We start from the raw sequence: 15395 nt of genomic DNA, 5'->3' as shown, positions 1-15395 counted from the left end.
CGATGGAGCCCGGAATGAAAGCCCGCTGGGATATTTTTTGCAGCGTCGTCGATAACTACGGCGACATCGGCGTGACCTGGCGCCTGGCCCGGCAATTGGTGGTGGAGCACGGTTGTGCCGTGCGCTTGTGGGTCGATGACTTGCGCGCCTTCGAACGTATGTGCCCTGACATTGACATTCGGCTCGACCAGCAATGGCAAGAGGGCGTCGACGTGCGCCACTGGCCGGCCGAGTGGGCACAGGCTTCGGCGGCAGATGTGGTGATCGCAGCGTTCGCATGTCAGTTGCCGCCGGACTATATGGAAGCCATGGCCGCGTGCGAACGGACTCCGCTGTGGATGAACCTGGATTACCTCAGCGCCGAAGAGTGGGTAGTGGGTTGCCATCGTTTGCCGTCGGTGAAGTTCAAGGGCGTGCAGAAGTACTTCTTCTTTCCGGGGTTCCGTGAAGGCACTGGAGGGTTATTGCGAGAGGCGGGGTTGCTGGAGCAACGTCAGGCTTTTCAGCAAGACGCCGAGGCGCAGCGACAATTCCTGCATGCGATGGGCGTATTTCCGACCATTGGCACGCGTTTGATCTCACTGTTTGCTTACGAAAACCCTGGGCTGGCCCCATGGCTGGACGTGTTATCGACGGATGGGACCGCCACTCATCTGTTGGTGCCCGAGGGGCGCATACTCGGCGATGTGCAGCGCTGGCTCGGCGTGGATGGGCTGGCCGCCGGGGATATTCATCGGCGCAACGCCCTGACCGTGCAGGTGCTGCCGTTCGTGCGCCAGGAGCAATACGACCGTCTGCTCTGGTGCTGCGACTTCAATGCCGTGCGCGGCGAAGACTCGTTCGTGCGCGCCCAGTGGGCTGGCCGACCGCTGTTGTGGCATATCTATCGCCAGGACGAAGACATTCATCTGGACAAACTTGACGCGTTTCTAGACCTCTACACCGCCGCGCTTTCTCCGGCGGCGAAAACTGCGCTCGTGGCTCTCTGGCAAGCCTGGAACACCGAGGGCGATATGGCCAGCGCTTGGAAAATGCTGCTGGAACACTGGCCCGAGGTAGCCCGGCATGCCGAGTCGTGGTGTCTGGAACAGGCATTGCAGGACGATCTTGCGACGGCGCTGGTACAGTTTTATGAAAGTTGGATATGATACGCGACCTTGATTTTTGTAAATCCCATCCAAATTTCGGATATACGTAATGAAAACTGGTAAAGAACTGAAACCCGGTACAGTGATCCGTCTCGAAAACGACCCTTGGCTGGTTCAGAAAGCTGAGTTCACCAAGTCTGGTCGTAACAGCGCAATCATGAAGACCAAGCTGAAGAACCTGCTGACCGGTTACAAGACCGAGATCGTCTACAGCGCCGACGACAAACTGGACGACGTGATCCTCGACCGCAAAGAAGCGACCCTGTCCTTCATCAGCGGCGACACCTACACGTTCATGGACACCACCGACTACACCATGTACGAGCTGAACGCTGAAGATATCGAAGCCGTTCTGCCGTTCATCGAAGAAGGCATGGAAGACGTCTGCGAAGCGATTTTCTTCGAAGAGCGCCTGGTTTCCGTAGAGCTGCCGACCACTATCGTGCGTAAGGTTGCCTACACCGAAGGTTCCGCCCGTGGCGACACTTCCGGCAAGGTGATGAAGCCTGCCAAACTGAGCAACGGCACCGAACTGCAAGTGGCCGATTTCATCGAAATCGACGACCTGATCGAAATCGACACCCGTGAAGGTGGTTCGTACAAAGGTCGCGCCAAGAAGTAATTCTGGCTTCGCCGATACGAAAAAAAGCCCGACCTAGCGTCGGGCTTTTTCGTGGGCGGTGGGTTACTTCAGGTGTTGCTTGAGCTCATCGGACGCCTGCAACAGGGCCGAACGCACCGCCGGCACTTGGCTGACCACGTTAAGCAACCCGTAGTCGTGGATCATGCCGTTGTAACGCACCGCCGTCACCGGCACGCCGGCCTCGTCCAGTTTGCGCGCATACGCCTCGCCTTCGTCGCGCAGCACGTCGGCGCCGGCGGTCTGCACCATTGCTGGTGGTAGACCCTTAAGTTGCGCGGTGGTGGCGCGCAGCGGTGAGGCGTAGATTTCGGCGCGTTGCTTGGCGTCGGTGGTGTAGTTGTCCCAGAACCACTTCATCATGTTTTTGGTAAGGAAGTGCCCTTCGGCGTACTGGTTGTAGGACGCTGTCTCGAAGTTGGCGTCCGTTACCGGCCATAACAGCAACTGGAACTTGATTGCCGGCGTACCCTTGTCTTTGGCCATCAGGCTGACCACTGCGGCCATGTTGCCGCCGACGCTGTTACCGGCCACCGCCAGGCGCTTGCCGTCGACGTTGATCTCTTTGCCATGCTCGGCCACCCACTTCGTGGCGGCATAGGCCTGATTGATCGCCACCGGGTAATGGGCCTCGGGTGAAGGCGCGTAGTTGACGAACACTGCCGCGGCTCCCGAACCCGCCACCAGATCCCGCACCAAGCGTTCATGGGTAGGGTAATCCCCCAGCACCCAGCCGCCACCGTGGAAGAACATAAACACCGGCAATGTGCCCTTGACCCCGGCTGGACGCACGATGGTCAGCTCCAGCGGCTGGCCATCGACCTGGATGGTCTTGTGGCTCACGTCCGCCTGGGGCAGCGTCAGCTTCACCCCCGCCTGAGCGACGGCCAGCACCGCACGGGCGTCTTTCGGCGTCAGTTGTTCGATGGGTTTGCCGGTACCGGCATTCAACGCATCCAGAAAAGCCTGGGTGTTGTGCTCCACCTCGCCGGTCGCCGCGAAGGCGCTGCCGATGGACAGGGCGAGCAGGGTGCCGGTGAGTGCTTTACCAATGGTGTTCATGTGCTTCTCCTTAGGCGACAGAGTTGATCAGACGGTTACATGCAGACGTACATCGACGTTGCCACGGGTGGCGTTGGAGTACGGGCAGACCTGGTGAGCGGCGTCGACCAGGCTTTGCGCATCCGCCTGGGTCAGGCCTGGCAGGCTGATGTGCAGGTCGATATCCAAGCCGAAACCGCCGGGGATCTGGCCGATACCGACGTGAGCGGTGATCGCGGCGTTATCCGGGATTTTGCGTTTGGTCTGGCTAGCAACGAATTTCAGTGCGCCGATAAAGCAGGCCGAGTAACCGGCGGCGAACAGTTGTTCCGGGTTGGTGGCCTGGCCGCCGGCACCGCCGAGTTCTTTCGGGGTGGAGAGCTTGACGTCGAGGATGTTATCGCTGGAAACAGCACGACCATCACGGCCGCCGGTGGCGGTGGCTACTGCGGTATAGAGCGTTTGCATGGTGGAGCCCTCGTTTTGTTTAGCGCTAAAGTTTTGTGCGCTAAGTAGTTGGTGAAGGCAAATGTATAGCGCTAATGTTTAGCGCGCAAGATAAAAGTTAAAAATATTTTCGTCCCGCTCTAAATCGCTGTGGGAGGGGGCTTGCCCCCGATGGCGGTTTATCAGTCGACAAATTTTTGACCGAGCTGCCGCAATCGGGGGCAAGCCCCCTCCCTCATGACTTTGCTGTTTTCAGATCGCGCTTTGTAAGTTGCCGCGCAACGCGAGCAGATCCGCTTGCAGCTTGCGCAATTGGTCCAGCTCCAGACCGCTGGCGCCGAGAATGCATTGAGGGATCCCCATGGCCTTGGCTTGCAAGGCGCGGCCAGCATCGGTCAACTCCACCACCACCACGCGCTCGTCTTCGCGGCTGCGGGTGCGGCTGAGCAGACCTTCGGCTTCCAGACGCTTGAGCAGGGGAGTGAGGGAGCCGGGATCGGTCAACAGTCGGCTACTGATTTCGCCGACGGTTAAACCGTCCTCTTCCCACAACACCATCATGGCCAGGTACTGCGGGTAGGTCAGGCCCAGCGCTTGCAGCAGCGGCTTGTAGACCTTGGTCATCAGCAGTGAGGTGGAATGCAGGGCGAAACACAGCTGGTTGTCCAGCATCAGGGATTCGCAGGGGGCAGGGTTCTTGCTCATGGTGGCGCCTTAAAAACGTGTCTGCTCTGGAATCTAGCGGGCAAATCTTTAATGCGCCAGGTAATTCTGCCCTAACGGTCAGATCAAGCCGCTCTGCAGTGCCAGATCCCACGGTGGCACTGGGCTGAAACGCGTTTTCAAGTATTCGAGCAGCAGACGACTGCGGGCGTTGGGTTGTTGCTCCAGGCGCAAGGCGTAGATCCCGGTGGTTTCCGGACTGGGCAAACCGTTTTCGCAAAACAGCGGTAACAGTTCGCCGCGCACTAGGTACTCACTGGCCAACCATGTCGGCAGATGGGCGATACCCAGCCCGGCGAGCGCTCCGCAAAGCAAGGCTTCGGCGTTATTGGCGCTCATGCGGATGCGCTGCGGGCGGTAGGTGGCGCGGCGCCCATCCAGCTCGAAGCGCCAGGCAAACATAGGCGCCAGTCCGTCCCAGTCCAAGCCATCGTGGTCGCTCAGTTCCCGAGGATGGGTCGGCGTGCCGCGGCTTTTCAGATAGGCCGGGCTGGCGCAGGCGATGCGCACGATGCTGGCCAATGGGGTGGCGATCAGCCGCGTATCGACGATATGCCCGGCGCGCAACACCAGATCGACTTTGCCCAGGTGCGCGCCCTGCATGTCCACGAAGCTATCGATCAGATGCAGGTGCACATCCAGCCCGGGGTATACGTTGAGGAAGTCGGCAATCACCGGTGCCAGGTGGCGTCGCCCAAAAGCGGCCGGCGCATCCACCCGAATCAAGCCTTCCGGCGCATGGCTTAGGGACACCGCTTCGGCTCTTGCCAGTTGCAGCTCGCTGACAATTCGCCGCGCCCGTTCGGCAAAAGCCAGGCCCGCCGGTGTCGGCACCACCGCGTGGGTGCTGCGCTGGAACAGACGACTGCCCACCGAATTTTCCAGGCTGTCGATACGCCGGGCCACGGCCGACGGCGTCAGCGGATGGCGACGCGCCGCGGCGGAGAAGCTGCCGGTCTCCAATACGTCGAGAAACAGGCTCAGTTGGTCGGTCAAGATGTTCGGGTTCATGGCGGCTGCTTGTGCGAGATTGGCACAGCCATTGTGCGTTGCTGTGCGTTTCCGCGCCAGGCGCGACTGCGTAGCATGCGAGGTCTTGGGTTGGTGGAGTAATGCGCGGTGTTGGATTTAGCGATTTATCTGGTCTTGGGCGCAGCCCTCGGCACGGTCGGCGGGTTGTTCGGCATTGGCGGTGGGCTGATTGCTATCCCGGTGCTCGGCGTGCTGTTCGGCCTGGATCAACAGATTGCCCAGGGCACCGCGCTGGTCATGGTGGTGCCCAATGTGATGCTGGCGCTGTGGCGCTATCACCAGCGCAATCGCATCGAATTACGCCACGCCTTACCCTTGGGCGTAATGGGATTTATCTTCGCTTGGCTGGGATCGATCTGGGCGGTCGGCCTGGATGCCGGAGCGATGCGCATCGGCTTTATCGTGTTTTTGCTGGTGCTGTCGGCCTACAACCTGGTGCGAATGTTCACGCGCAACGCACCAGCCACGGCGCAGATGCGCTACGCCTGGCCTTGGCTTGGCGTGCTGGGCGCGGCTTCCGGGTCCATGGGGGGCTTGTTCGGAGTGGGCGGCGCCGTGGTCGCCACGCCAGTGCTGACCAGCGTGTTCGGCACCACGCAGGTGGTCGCCCAAGGATTGTCCCTGGCGCTGGCGCTGCCCAGCACTGGCGTGACCTTGGTGACCTACGCCTGGCACCACGAAGTGGACTGGATGATCGGCTTGCCGCTGGCCATCGGCGGCCTGCTCAGCATCAGTTGGGGCGTGAAGGTCGCCCATGCCATGCCGGAACGCCTGCTGCGCGGCCTGTTCTGCGCCTTCCTGGTGGTGTGCGCGGTGATGCTGACGTTTAAAGTCTGAAGCCCTCGCGGATGTAATCGGCCAGGCACTCGGTGATCGGCGAGGTCATGTTGGCGTTGCGTAACAGGTGCAGGTTCATCGACGGCAGCGGCGGGAAGCCTTCGTCGCTGCCGAGTACGCGCAGTTCCTCGGTCACCAGGCTTTCCATGCAGATCATCACCGCCAGCCCGGCATTCACTACCGCCTGGATCGCCGCGACGTTGGAGCTGTGATACGCCAGGCGGTAGTCCCGTCCGGCCGCCTCCAGCGCGGCGCAGGTCCATTGGGTATAGACGCAATCGGTGCCGGAGACCGCCAGCGGCAGCGCATCATGTTCGTCCACGCAAAAGCACGGCGATGCCGCCCACACCATGCGTTCGGTACGCAGCAGCTCGCCGATTTCATGGCCCGGCTCGCGGCTGACCACGGTCAATGCCAGGTCCCGGCGCTGCATCAACACCGTGGACGACTCGCAGTGCATCTCGATCTGGATCAACGGGTATGCCTTGGAAAACGGCTTGAGAATGCCCGGCAGGAAACGCATTACGTAGTCGTCCGGCGTGCCGATGCGCACCAGCCCCACCATATGCGGCTCGCGCAAGGTGTTGAACACTTCGCTGTGCAGCTTGAGGATGCGTCGCGCATACCCCAGCAACACCTGGCCCTCTGGCGTCAACCGCACTTGGCGGCCATCGCGCTCGAACAGTTTGCGCTGCAGCACGTCTTCCTCCAGGCGTTTCATCTGCATGCTCACCGCCGACTGCGTGCGGTTGACCAACTCTCCAGCGCGGGTGAACCCGCCGTGATCGGCGATGGCGACGAAGGTGCGCAGCACGTCCGTATCAATGCTTGGGTAACCGGACAATTGATCAATCTCCGAGATGGATTGCATAAGAAACATTCGTTGGATTGATCATAGGGCCAAGCACACACTGGCGTCATCCCCAAGGGAGGGTGACGAGATGAAAGGTCAGAAAGGTTTTGTGCTGTTGGCGAAACGCCCGTTTGCCGGGCTATTTCAGGTGATGAGCCGTTGGCAGGTACTGCATCAGGAGCGTCGGTTGCTGGCGAGCTTGAGCGATGACGCATTGAAGGACATCGGCCTCAACCGCGCCGATGTGGAGCGCGAGCGTCATCAGCATTTCTGGCAGGACCCGCTGCGAAAATAACCATGGATGCAGTAGGGTAGGCGGCGAGCCCTCACGGAGACTGCCATGCCTGCCGACCTGTGTTTCTCCCTCAAACAAGCGCGACGCCTGGCGCTGGCAGCCCAAGGGTTTTCCGGGCGTCAGCCGCCGGCGTTGGTCAAGGCCACCCATGTCAATCGCTTGATCGAGCGACTCGGGGTGTTGCAGATCGACTCGGTAAATGCGCTGGTGCGTTCCCATTACCTGCCGTTGTTTTCCAGGCTAGGCCAGTACTCACCGGCGTTGCTGGAGCACGCCGCCTGGAGCCAGGGGCGGCGACGGTCGCTGTTCGAATATTGGGGGCACGAAGCCTCATTGCTGCCCATGGCGTTGTATCCATTGCTGCGCTGGCGCATGGCACGGGCTCAGCAGGGGCAGGGCATTTATGCGCAGATGGCGCGCTTTGGCCGCGAACAGCAAGCCGTTATCCAGCGCGTGCTGAAGACGGTGGAACAACAGGGTGCGCTGGGTGCTGGCAGTCTGTCGACCCGCGAGGAGCGCGCCGGCCCGTGGTGGGACTGGAGTGACGAAAAGCACGCGCTGGAATGGCTGTTTGCTGCGGGCCTGGTCACCGTTGCCGGTCGGCGTGGGTTCGAGCGCCTCTACGATTTGCCTGAACGGGTGATCCCCGACGCCATCCTGAACACCCAGTTGAGTGAAGCCGAGGCGCAACGTGGCCTGTTGTTGCATAGCGCCACCGCGCTGGGGGTAGGTACTGAAAAAGACCTGCGCGATTACTTTCGTCTGGACCCCGTCGACAGCCGCATTCGCCTTGCCGAACTGGTGGAAGCGGGCCAGTTGCTCAGTTGTCGGGTGCAGGATTGGAAGCAACCGGCGTACTGCCTGCCAGCCCCAACCGTGCCGCGCAAAGTACCGGCCAGTGCCTTGCTGTCGCCGTTCGATTCGCTGATCTGGGAGCGCAGCCGCACCGAGCGTCTGTTCGACTTCCGCTACCGCTTGGAGATCTACACGCCGCAACATAAGCGCGTGTACGGCTACTACGTGCTGCCGTTTCTGCACAATGAACGCATCGCCGCGCGGGTTGACCTGCGCGCCGAACGCGCCCACTCACGCCTTGCGGTGCATGCGGTGCACGAAGAAGCGCCAGGTCTGGATGAGGAGGGGATGCGGGCGTTGGCGGTGAATTTGCGCCAGATGGCCGACTGGCTGGGGTTGCAGCAGGTACAGCTCAATTGCCAAAGGCCCAGTGCCGATCGATTGCGCAGCGCGATGATCGGCTTGGATGTTGGCCGTTAGGGCCTCATCGTGGGCAAGCCCACTCCCACATTGGAATGCAGGGTTCGATTGCAATGCATTCCCTGTGGGAGTGGGCTTGCCCACGAGGGCGTCAGCCCAGTCTCAGCGTTTGACCTGCTTCAACGTCTCGGCAATCAGAAACGCCAGCTCCAGCGACTGATCGGCATTCATCCGTGGGTCGCAGTGGGTGTGGTAGCGGTCCGACAAACCATCCTCGGTGATCGGCCGGGCGCCGCCGATGCATTCGGTGACGTTCTGCCCGGTCATCTCGATATGAATCCCGCCGGCATAGGTGCCCTCGGCCTGATGCACCTGGAAGAACGCCTTCACCTCCGCCAGGATCTGCGCAAAATCCCGGGTCTTGTAGCCGCTGCTGGCCTTGATGGTGTTGCCGTGCATCGGGTCGGAACTCCACAGCACTTGTTTGCCCTCGCGCTGCACGGCGCGGATCAGATTGGGCAGGTGGTCGCCGACCTTGCCGGCGCCCATGCGCGCAATCAGGTTGAGGCGGCCGGGGTCATTGTCCGGGTTGAGAATGTCGATCAGGCGGATCAGATCGTCCGGGTCCATGCTTGGGCCGACCTTGACACCGATCGGGTTGTTCACCCCGCGCAGGAACTCGACGTGGGCGCCGTCCAACTGACGGGTACGGTCGCCGATCCACAGCATATGGGCCGAGCAGTCGTAGTAATCGTTGGTCAGGCTGTCACGGCGAACGAAGGCTTGTTCGTAATTGAGCAGCAGCGCTTCGTGGGCGGTGAAGAAGCTGGTCTCGCGCAGTTGCGGCGAACTGTCCATGCCGCAGGCGCGCATGAACGCCAGGGTTTCGTCGATGCGGTCGGCCAGTTGGCTGTATTTGTCGGCCAGCGCGGAGTTGGCGATGAAGTCCAGGTTCCACTTGTGCACTTGGTGCAGGTCGGCAAACCCGCCCTGGGCGAAGGCGCGCAGCAGGTTGAGGGTGGCGGTGGACTGGTGGTAGGACTGCAGCAGCCGCTCCGGGTCCGGCACGCGGCTTTTCTCGTCGAAACCGATGCCGTTGACGATATCGCCTCGGTAGGCGGGCAGGGTGATGCCATCGATGGTTTCATCGTTGGCCGAGCGCGGCTTGGCGAATTGACCGGCCATACGCCCGACTTTCACCACCGGGCAACCGGCAGCGAAGGTCATCACGATGGCCATCTGCAGCAGCACCTTGAAGGTGTCGCGGATTTTCGCGGCGGAGAACTCGGCAAAACTTTCGGCGCAGTCACCGCCCTGCAACAGGAAGGCGCGGCCTTGGGTCACTTCGGCAAACTGACGGCGCAACTCGCGGGCTTCCCCGGCGAACACCAGCGGCGGATAGCTGGCCAGGCTTTGCTCCACTTGCAACAGGTGCGCTGCATCCGGGTACTGGGGTTGTTGCTGGATCGGCAGGGCGCGCCAGCTCTCGGGGCTCCACGGTTGGCTCATCTTGAACTCGATTGGCTGATTGACGGTCGGGCGCCAATGTTATCAGCAATTAGTGCGTGACCTGTTGCCGCCGGTTGGCCGACAATCGCGCCTTTGCCCAGCGGTAAACCCTTTAGGAGCAGTGATGACAGAGGAGCGTGTCGAGCGCGTGCTGGCCGAGGTCCATGATGACTTCGGCATGATCCGAGTGCTCGAAGTGGCCGACTACCGGTTTCTCGAATTCGGCGATGCCATCGAGCAAAGCTGTGTGTTCACCGCCGACCCGAGCTGGCTGGAGTACGACTACACCCGCGCCATGCTGATCGGCGCGTTGTGCCACGAGCAGCCCGAGAGCGCGCTGTTCCTTGGCCTGGGCGCCGGTACGCTGACCCAGGCATGCCTCAAGTTCCTGCCATTGGAGGATGTCGAAGCCATCGAACTGCGCCCCGACGTGCCGCGCCTGGCCATCGAATACATGGGCTTGGACGACGATCCGCGCCTGTATATCCGCATCGGCGATGCCCTGGAGTTGCTGGAAAGCGCCGAACCGGCCGATCTGGTGTTCGTCGACCTGTATACCGATGTGGGCCCCGGCGTCGGGCACCTGGCCTGGGCTTTCCTGGAGAACTGCCAGAAGAAACTCAACCCCGGCGGCTGGTTGGTAATCAACCAGTGGGCCACCGACGATGGCAAACCGTTGGGCGCGGCGTTGCTGCGCGGTTTGTATCACCGGCATTACTGGGAATTGCCGGTGAAGGAGGGCAACGTCATCCTGTTGGTGCCGTCGGAGTTGGATCAAGAGCTCGACCTGCACGCACTTTCGGCTCGTGCCGAAGCACTGGCAGCGCAACTGGGCTACTCGTTGCAGCCACTGATCAAGGCGATTAGGTCGGCCACTTAGTAGGCTGAGCGCGCCCGTCCGCGCTCTTGTGGGGGAAGGTGGCCCCGGTGGGGGATCATTCTCTTGCTGAATTCGTCCGGTAACGGGCAGGTTTCAAACCAAAGGGTCTTAAAAGTTAAGTGAAACGTTTAAGCGCGTTAGCCTGCGGGGCCGGGCCTTTGTAAAAACAAACCCGATCGATTTGGTTTTTAAAAGCGTTGCAGCCGCGCGTTTATCGGCGGCCGCCGATAAAAAAAGCTCCCTTTTTCGGCTATTTCCGGTATAGTGCGCGCCGGCCTTTAACCGGGCCGCGTTTAGGTAGCGCAATTCCCCGAAGTCAGCTTCGGCTGCACGTCCGCACAGCGGACTCTCCCTTGACGAATCTTTTTCATTCATTCGTTTTCGCAAATCCCCGCCGACAAAGCAGCCAGGGCGACTCTTGAGTCTCAACACGGCATGCGCAGCTTTGGAGCATGGGTCTTTGCGGATGCACTCAGAGGCAGACCCATGACCCAGGAAACCGGCGGCTTCGCCGCTTTTAATCTTAATCCGAACATTCTTGCAGCCGTCGCAGCGACCGGCTACGAAGAACCTTCGGCTATTCAGCAGCAATCGATCCCAATCATCATGGCCGGTAAGGACATGATTGGCCAGGCGCAAACCGGTACCGGTAAAACCGCCGCGTTTGCCCTGCCTATCCTGCATTGCATCGATCCTGCCAAGCGCGAACCGCAAGCCCTGATCCTGGCGCCAACCCGTGAGTTGGCGCTGCAAGTAGCAACCGCTTTTGAAACCTACGCCAAGCAAATGCCTGGTGTAACCGTTGTGGCCGTTTACGGCGGCGCGCCGATGGGCCCACAACTGAAAGCCATCCGTAATGGCGCACAGATCGTTGTCGCCACCCCGGGCCGTCTGTGCGACCACCTGCGTCGTGACGAGAAAGTCCTGTCGACCGTGAACCACTTGGTTCTCGACGAAGCTGACGAAATGTTGAAGCTGGGCTTCATGGACGATCTGGAAGTCATCTTCAAGGCTCTGCCAGCCACCCGTCAGACCGTACTGTTCTCGGCCACGCTGCCTCAGTCGATCCGTGCCATTGCCGAACGCCACCTGCGCGATCCGGAGCACGTGAAGATCCAGACCAAGACTCAGACTGTTACCGCGATCGAACAGGCTCACCTGTTGGTTCACGCTGACCAGAAGACCTCGGCTGTATTGAGCCTGCTGGAAGTCGAAGACTTCGACGCCCTGATCATGTTCGTGCGCACCAAGCAAGCGACCCTGGATCTGGCCAGTGCCCTGGAAGCCAAAGGCTACAAGGCCGCTGCGCTGAACGGTGACATCGCCCAGAACCAACGTGAGCGCGTGATCGACTCCCTCAAGGATGGCCGTCTGGACATCGTTGTGGCGACCGACGTTGCTGCTCGCGGCCTCGACGTTCCACGTATCACCCACGTGTTCAACGTTGACATGCCGTACGATCCGGAATCCTACGTTCACCGTATCGGCCGTACCGGCCGTGCCGGTCGCGAAGGTCGTGCCTTGCTGCTGGTGACGCCGCGTGAGCGCCGCATGCTGCAAGTGATCGAGCGTGTGACCGGTCAGAAGGTGGCCGAAGTACGCCTGCCGGATGCCCAGGCCGTTCTCGATGCCCGCATCAAGAAACTGACCAACAGCCTGGCACCCCTGGTGGCTGACGCTGAATCGACCCACGGCGACTTGCTGGACCGCCTGACCGCCGATATCGGTTGCACCCCGCGTGCTCTGGCCGCCGCACTGCTGCGCAAGGCCACCAACGGTCAGGCCCTGACCCTGGCCGCCATCGAGAAAGAACGCCCACTGGTTCCGAACAGCGCCCCGCGCGGTGATCGTCCAGAGCGTTCCGGCGACCGTCCGGACCGTGGTGATCGTGAGCGTCGCGCTCCGGTGCCATTGGCCGAAGGCCGTGCCCGTTGCCGTACCGCGCTGGGTGCGCGTGACGGTATCGCTGCCAAGAACCTGCTGGGCGCTATCCTCAACGAGGGTGGCCTGGCGCGTGAGGCTATCGGTCGCATTCAGGTCCGTGACAGCTTCTCCCTGGTGGAGCTGCCGGAAGACGGTCTGGAAAAACTGCTGGCCAAGCTGAAAGACACTCGCGTTGCCGGTAAGCAGCTGAAGCTGCGTCGCTACCGCGAAGATTGATCGGCCCTTGGGCTGATTGATCGAAAATAAAAAATCCCCGACTGGTTCGGGGATTTTTTTTGCCTGACTTTACGGTTAGTCGAATCGGTAGATGTCCATGCCGAGCGCGCCCATCGTGAAGCCTTGGTGCGCCACACCGAACGTGCCGCCGGCGCCACGCGCGAAGAACAACGGTAACAGGTGTTCGTCGCTCGGATGGCTGCGCACGGCATAGGGCGCCTGGCGACGGTAGTCATGCAGGGCCGCTTCATCATTGGCCGCCAGTTTATCCACCACCCAATCGCGGAACTCCCGCGCCCAGGGCTCGATACTCTCCGGTCCCGCGTGCCAGGCCAGTTCACCCAGGTTATGGGTGATGCTGCCGGAACCGATCAGCAGCACGCCTTGGCTGCGCAGGCCCGCAAGGGCGTGGCCAATGCGAGTTTGCAGGGCAGGGCCCATACGGCTGGGCAGGGAAACTTGCACCACGGGAATGTCGGCTGCCGGGTACATCAGCGAGAGCGGCACCCAAGTGCCATGATCAAAAGGGCGGCGCTCATCGACTCTCGCATTCAAGCCGTCGGCGTGGAGCAATGCGACAACTTCGCTGGCCAACTGCGGGTCCCCTGGCGCCGGGTACTGCACGGCGAACAGCTCGCGGGGAAAACCGCCGAAGTCGTGCCAGGTTTGCGGGGCGGCACTGCCGCTGACCAGTAATTCCTCGCTTTCCCAGTGGGCCGACACAACTACAATGGCCTTCGGTCTGGGCAATTGCGCGGCGAGGCGCTGCAGGGCAGGACCGCTGGCGCCAGGTTGCAGGGCCAGCATGGGCGAGCCATGGGAGATAAACAGGCTAGGGAGCATTTGAAGGGTCCTGAGCGTTAACATGGGCCCATCTTCAATCAGATCATTGATCTAAATCTAATATAAGTTTTAGCAGTATTTGATCGAATTTTTGGGGTGATCCATGGAACCTGAGTTTTGGCATGACCGTTGGGCGACCAACCAGATCGGCTTTCATCAGTCCGACATCAATCCTTATTTGCTGCGGCATTGGCCCTCACTGGCCCTAGCTCACGGTGCTCAGGTGTTGGTGCCGCTGTGCGGCAAGAGCCTGGACCTGATATGGCTGGCCAGTCTGGGGCATCGGGTGCTTGGGGTGGAGCTATCGGAACAGGCTGTGCAGACGTTCTTCAGTGAGCAGGGGCTGCACCCGCGAATTCATCAGCATGGTGCGTTCACGGTGTATCAGGCTGGGTTGATCGAGGTGTGGTGCGGTGACTTCTTTGCATTGGACGCCGAGGTGTTGGCCGACTGCGCTGCGTTGTATGACCGTGCCGCGTTGATCGCTTTGCCGCCGTTGATGCGGGCACGTTATGCAGCGCACTTGAATCGTTGCCTGCGTGCGGGCTGTGAGGGCCTGTTGATCACCTTGGATTACGACCAGGCGCTGAAAGCCGGTCCGCCCTTTGCGGTCACGCAGGATGAGGTGAGGGTGTTGCTCGCGTCGCACTGGACGCTGCAAGTGCTGGAGGAGCAAGACATTCTGGGCGAGAGCTGGAAATTCGTGCAGGACGGCGTGCCGCGCCTGGACGAACGCGCATACCGACTGACCAGGGTGTAAATCGCGCCCACTAAAAAGGGGCGATCAGATCGCCCCTTTTCGGTATTGCCGGTTGCCGTCAGCCGCGACGACGCAAGGCGTCGATGCGCTCTTCCAGCGGTGGGTGGCTCATAAACATGCGAGCCAGGCCCTGTTTGATGCCGCCGTTGATGCCGAAGGCGGTCAGGCTGTCCGGCATATGCACCGGCAGGCCCTGTTCGGAGCGCAGGTGTTGCAGCGCTGCGATCATCGCCCCGGTGCCGGCCAGGCGTGCACCGGCTTCGTCCGCGCGGAATTCGCGTTTGCGCGAGAACCACATCACGATGGCGCTGGCCAGGAAGCCGAGTACCACTTCCGCGAAGATGGTCGCCACGAAGTAGGCAATGCCACGGCCTTCTTCGTTCTTGAAGATCACCTTGTCGACGAAGTTACCGATGATCCGTGCGAAGAACATCACGAAGGTGTTCACCACGCCCTGGACCAGTGCAAGGGTGACCATGTCACCGTTGGCCACGTGGCCGATCTCGTGGGCCAGCACGGCCTTCACTTCATCGTACGAGAAGCGTTCGAGCATGCCCTGACTCACGGCAACGAGCGCGTCGTTCTTGTTCCAGCCGGTCGCGAAGGCGTTGGCTTCATAGGCCGGGAAAATTCCGACTTCAGGCATCTTGATGCCCGCCTCGCGGGACAGCTGTTCAACGGTTTGCAGTAACCATTGTTCGTGGCGGGTACGGGGCTGAGTGATGACCTGGGTGCTGGTACTCATCTTCGCCATCCACTTGGAGATGAACAGCGAGAAGAGCGAGCCGGCAAAACCAAAGACCGCACAGAAAATCAGCAGCTGATTGAGGTTCAGGTCAACCCCATTGGCCGCCATGAACCCGTTGAAGCCAAAAAGGCTCAGGGTGACGCTGGCAATCAGCACGACCGCCAGGTTAGTGGCCAAAAACAGCAGGATGCGCATCATGGTTGTAGAGTTCTCCTCATGCTTAATATGTTGCGTACTGCGGGGTATATAAGGTGCGTCATGGGG

At 60.9% G+C, this 15395-nt stretch carries 17 protein-coding genes; 8 read left to right on the top strand and 9 right to left on the bottom strand.

The genetic code is table 11. The annotated features are described in order from the left end of the window. Positions 1–14 precede the first annotated feature (14 nt). The gene (gene earP, locus ABX75_RS15830; RefSeq protein ID WP_047882261.1) at positions 15–1148 is read left to right on the top strand and encodes an elongation factor P maturation arginine rhamnosyltransferase EarP; all 1134 of its coding nucleotides are present in this window, start codon (positions 15–17) and stop codon (positions 1146–1148) included. A 49-nt stretch (positions 1149–1197) separates the two neighbouring features. After that, positions 1198–1770 (top strand): elongation factor P, encoded by a 573-nt coding sequence (locus tag ABX75_RS15825; RefSeq protein ID WP_003172723.1) that lies wholly within the window; start codon positions 1198–1200, stop codon positions 1768–1770. Positions 1771–1833: 63 nt separating this feature from the next. Here the strand turns inward: ABX75_RS15825 and ABX75_RS15820 are convergent, their stop codons facing one another. The 4 genes from ABX75_RS15820 to ABX75_RS15805 form a co-directional block, all read right to left on the bottom strand. Further along, positions 1834–2850, bottom strand: coding sequence for an alpha/beta hydrolase (locus ABX75_RS15820; RefSeq protein WP_047882260.1), 1017 nt, complete (start codon positions 2848–2850; stop codon positions 1834–1836). A gap of 27 nt (positions 2851–2877) precedes the next feature. Further along, on the bottom strand, positions 2878–3297 hold the full coding sequence (locus ABX75_RS15815; RefSeq protein ID WP_047882259.1) for an organic hydroperoxide resistance protein: 420 nt from the start codon (positions 3295–3297) through the stop codon (positions 2878–2880). 231 nt (positions 3298–3528) lie between these two features. Continuing rightward, positions 3529–3981 carry a MarR family winged helix-turn-helix transcriptional regulator gene (locus ABX75_RS15810; protein WP_034112587.1) on the bottom strand — a complete coding sequence of 151 codons (453 nt, stop codon included), beginning with the start codon at positions 3979–3981 and terminating at the stop codon, positions 3529–3531. A gap of 78 nt (positions 3982–4059) precedes the next feature. After that, entirely contained in the window at positions 4060–5010 is a 951-nt protein-coding gene (locus ABX75_RS15805; RefSeq protein ID WP_034096592.1) for a LysR family transcriptional regulator, read from the bottom strand. A gap of 108 nt (positions 5011–5118) precedes the next feature. Here ABX75_RS15805 and ABX75_RS15800 point away from each other — a divergent pair, with 108 nt between their 5' ends. Beyond that, positions 5119–5868, top strand: coding sequence for a sulfite exporter TauE/SafE family protein (locus tag ABX75_RS15800; RefSeq protein WP_034096593.1), 750 nt, complete (start codon positions 5119–5121; stop codon positions 5866–5868). Here the strand turns inward: ABX75_RS15800 and ABX75_RS15795 are convergent. Then, the gene (locus tag ABX75_RS15795; protein ID WP_034096594.1) at positions 5858–6739 is read right to left on the bottom strand and encodes a LysR family transcriptional regulator; all 882 of its coding nucleotides are present in this window, start codon (positions 6737–6739) and stop codon (positions 5858–5860) included. The two genes, ABX75_RS15800 and ABX75_RS15795, sit on opposite strands and share 11 nt — an antisense overlap. Before the next feature lie 70 nt (positions 6740–6809). On the opposite strand from ABX75_RS15795, the gene ABX75_RS15790 reads away from it, so the two are divergent. Together ABX75_RS15790 and ABX75_RS15785 are read left to right on the top strand one after the other, a co-directional pair. Next, complete coding sequence (locus tag ABX75_RS15790; RefSeq protein WP_034096595.1) at positions 6810–7016, top strand: DUF1127 domain-containing protein; 207 nt, start codon at positions 6810–6812, stop codon at positions 7014–7016. Positions 7017–7061: 45 nt separating this feature from the next. Beyond that, positions 7062–8291, top strand: a complete 1230-nt coding sequence (locus ABX75_RS15785; RefSeq protein ID WP_047882258.1) for a winged helix-turn-helix domain-containing protein — start codon at positions 7062–7064, stop codon at positions 8289–8291. Positions 8292–8393: 102 nt separating this feature from the next. Here the strand turns inward: ABX75_RS15785 and ABX75_RS15780 are convergent, their stop codons facing one another. Further along, positions 8394–9740, bottom strand: coding sequence for a class II 3-deoxy-7-phosphoheptulonate synthase (locus ABX75_RS15780; protein ID WP_034096597.1), 1347 nt, complete (start codon positions 9738–9740; stop codon positions 8394–8396). A gap of 124 nt (positions 9741–9864) precedes the next feature. On the opposite strand from ABX75_RS15780, the gene ABX75_RS15775 reads away from it, so the two are divergent. Next, positions 9865–10620 (top strand): spermidine synthase, encoded by a 756-nt coding sequence (locus ABX75_RS15775; protein ID WP_034096598.1) that lies wholly within the window; start codon positions 9865–9867, stop codon positions 10618–10620. 108 nt (positions 10621–10728) lie between these two features. On the opposite strand, the gene ABX75_RS29720 is transcribed toward ABX75_RS15775, so the two are convergent. Beyond that, the gene (locus ABX75_RS29720; protein ID WP_219730070.1) at positions 10729–10995 is read right to left on the bottom strand and encodes a hypothetical protein; all 267 of its coding nucleotides are present in this window, start codon (positions 10993–10995) and stop codon (positions 10729–10731) included. A 111-nt stretch (positions 10996–11106) separates the two neighbouring features. On the opposite strand from ABX75_RS29720, the gene ABX75_RS15770 reads away from it, so the two are divergent. Beyond that, the gene (locus ABX75_RS15770; RefSeq protein ID WP_014717677.1) at positions 11107–12780 is read left to right on the top strand and encodes a DEAD/DEAH box helicase; all 1674 of its coding nucleotides are present in this window, start codon (positions 11107–11109) and stop codon (positions 12778–12780) included. A gap of 75 nt (positions 12781–12855) precedes the next feature. On the opposite strand, the gene ABX75_RS15765 is transcribed toward ABX75_RS15770, so the two are convergent. Continuing rightward, positions 12856–13623, bottom strand: coding sequence for a class III extradiol ring-cleavage dioxygenase (locus ABX75_RS15765; RefSeq protein WP_034096599.1), 768 nt, complete (start codon positions 13621–13623; stop codon positions 12856–12858). 103 nt (positions 13624–13726) lie between these two features. Between ABX75_RS15765 and ABX75_RS15760 the strand changes: the two genes are divergently transcribed. Continuing rightward, entirely contained in the window at positions 13727–14383 is a 657-nt protein-coding gene (locus tag ABX75_RS15760) for a thiopurine S-methyltransferase (protein ID WP_034096600.1), read from the top strand. 58 nt (positions 14384–14441) lie between these two features. Here the strand turns inward: ABX75_RS15760 and htpX are convergent, their stop codons facing one another. After that, a complete protein-coding gene (gene htpX / locus ABX75_RS15755) occupies positions 14442–15329 on the bottom strand; it encodes a protease HtpX (RefSeq protein WP_034096601.1) in 888 nt (295 codons plus the stop codon). Between the last annotated feature and the right edge of the window lie 66 nt (positions 15330–15395).

This window comes from Pseudomonas sp. ARP3, assembly GCF_001029595.1.
Lineage (GTDB): Bacteria > Pseudomonadota > Gammaproteobacteria > Pseudomonadales > Pseudomonadaceae > Aquipseudomonas > Aquipseudomonas rhodesiae.
Note: the sequence above shows the minus strand (reverse complement) of the source record. Positions and strands in the feature narration are given on the sequence as shown.

Coding starts and splice junctions, on each gene's coding strand:
- ABX75_RS15760 (WP_034096600.1), top strand. CDS start 13,727: ATGGAACCTGAGTTTTGGCATGACCGTTGGGCGACCAACCAGATCGGC.
- ABX75_RS15775 (WP_034096598.1), top strand. CDS start 9,865: ATGACAGAGGAGCGTGTCGAGCGCGTGCTGGCCGAGGTCCATGATGAC.
- ABX75_RS15790 (WP_034096595.1), top strand. CDS start 6,810: ATGAAAGGTCAGAAAGGTTTTGTGCTGTTGGCGAAACGCCCGTTTGCC.
- ABX75_RS15780 (WP_034096597.1), bottom strand. CDS start 9,740: ATGAGCCAACCGTGGAGCCCCGAGAGCTGGCGCGCCCTGCCGATCCAG.
- ABX75_RS15815 (WP_047882259.1), bottom strand. CDS start 3,297: ATGCAAACGCTCTATACCGCAGTAGCCACCGCCACCGGCGGCCGTGAT.
- ABX75_RS15810 (WP_034112587.1), bottom strand. CDS start 3,981: ATGAGCAAGAACCCTGCCCCCTGCGAATCCCTGATGCTGGACAACCAG.
- ABX75_RS15820 (WP_047882260.1), bottom strand. CDS start 2,850: ATGAACACCATTGGTAAAGCACTCACCGGCACCCTGCTCGCCCTGTCC.
- ABX75_RS15805 (WP_034096592.1), bottom strand. CDS start 5,010: ATGAACCCGAACATCTTGACCGACCAACTGAGCCTGTTTCTCGACGTA.
- ABX75_RS29720 (WP_219730070.1), bottom strand. CDS start 10,995: ATGAATGAAAAAGATTCGTCAAGGGAGAGTCCGCTGTGCGGACGTGCA.
- ABX75_RS15785 (WP_047882258.1), top strand. CDS start 7,062: ATGCCTGCCGACCTGTGTTTCTCCCTCAAACAAGCGCGACGCCTGGCG.
- ABX75_RS15765 (WP_034096599.1), bottom strand. CDS start 13,623: ATGCTCCCTAGCCTGTTTATCTCCCATGGCTCGCCCATGCTGGCCCTG.
- earP (WP_047882261.1), top strand. CDS start 15: ATGAAAGCCCGCTGGGATATTTTTTGCAGCGTCGTCGATAACTACGGC.
- htpX (WP_034096601.1), bottom strand. CDS start 15,329: ATGATGCGCATCCTGCTGTTTTTGGCCACTAACCTGGCGGTCGTGCTG.
- ABX75_RS15825 (WP_003172723.1), top strand. CDS start 1,198: ATGAAAACTGGTAAAGAACTGAAACCCGGTACAGTGATCCGTCTCGAA.
- ABX75_RS15770 (WP_014717677.1), top strand. CDS start 11,107: ATGACCCAGGAAACCGGCGGCTTCGCCGCTTTTAATCTTAATCCGAAC.
- ABX75_RS15795 (WP_034096594.1), bottom strand. CDS start 6,739: ATGCAATCCATCTCGGAGATTGATCAATTGTCCGGTTACCCAAGCATT.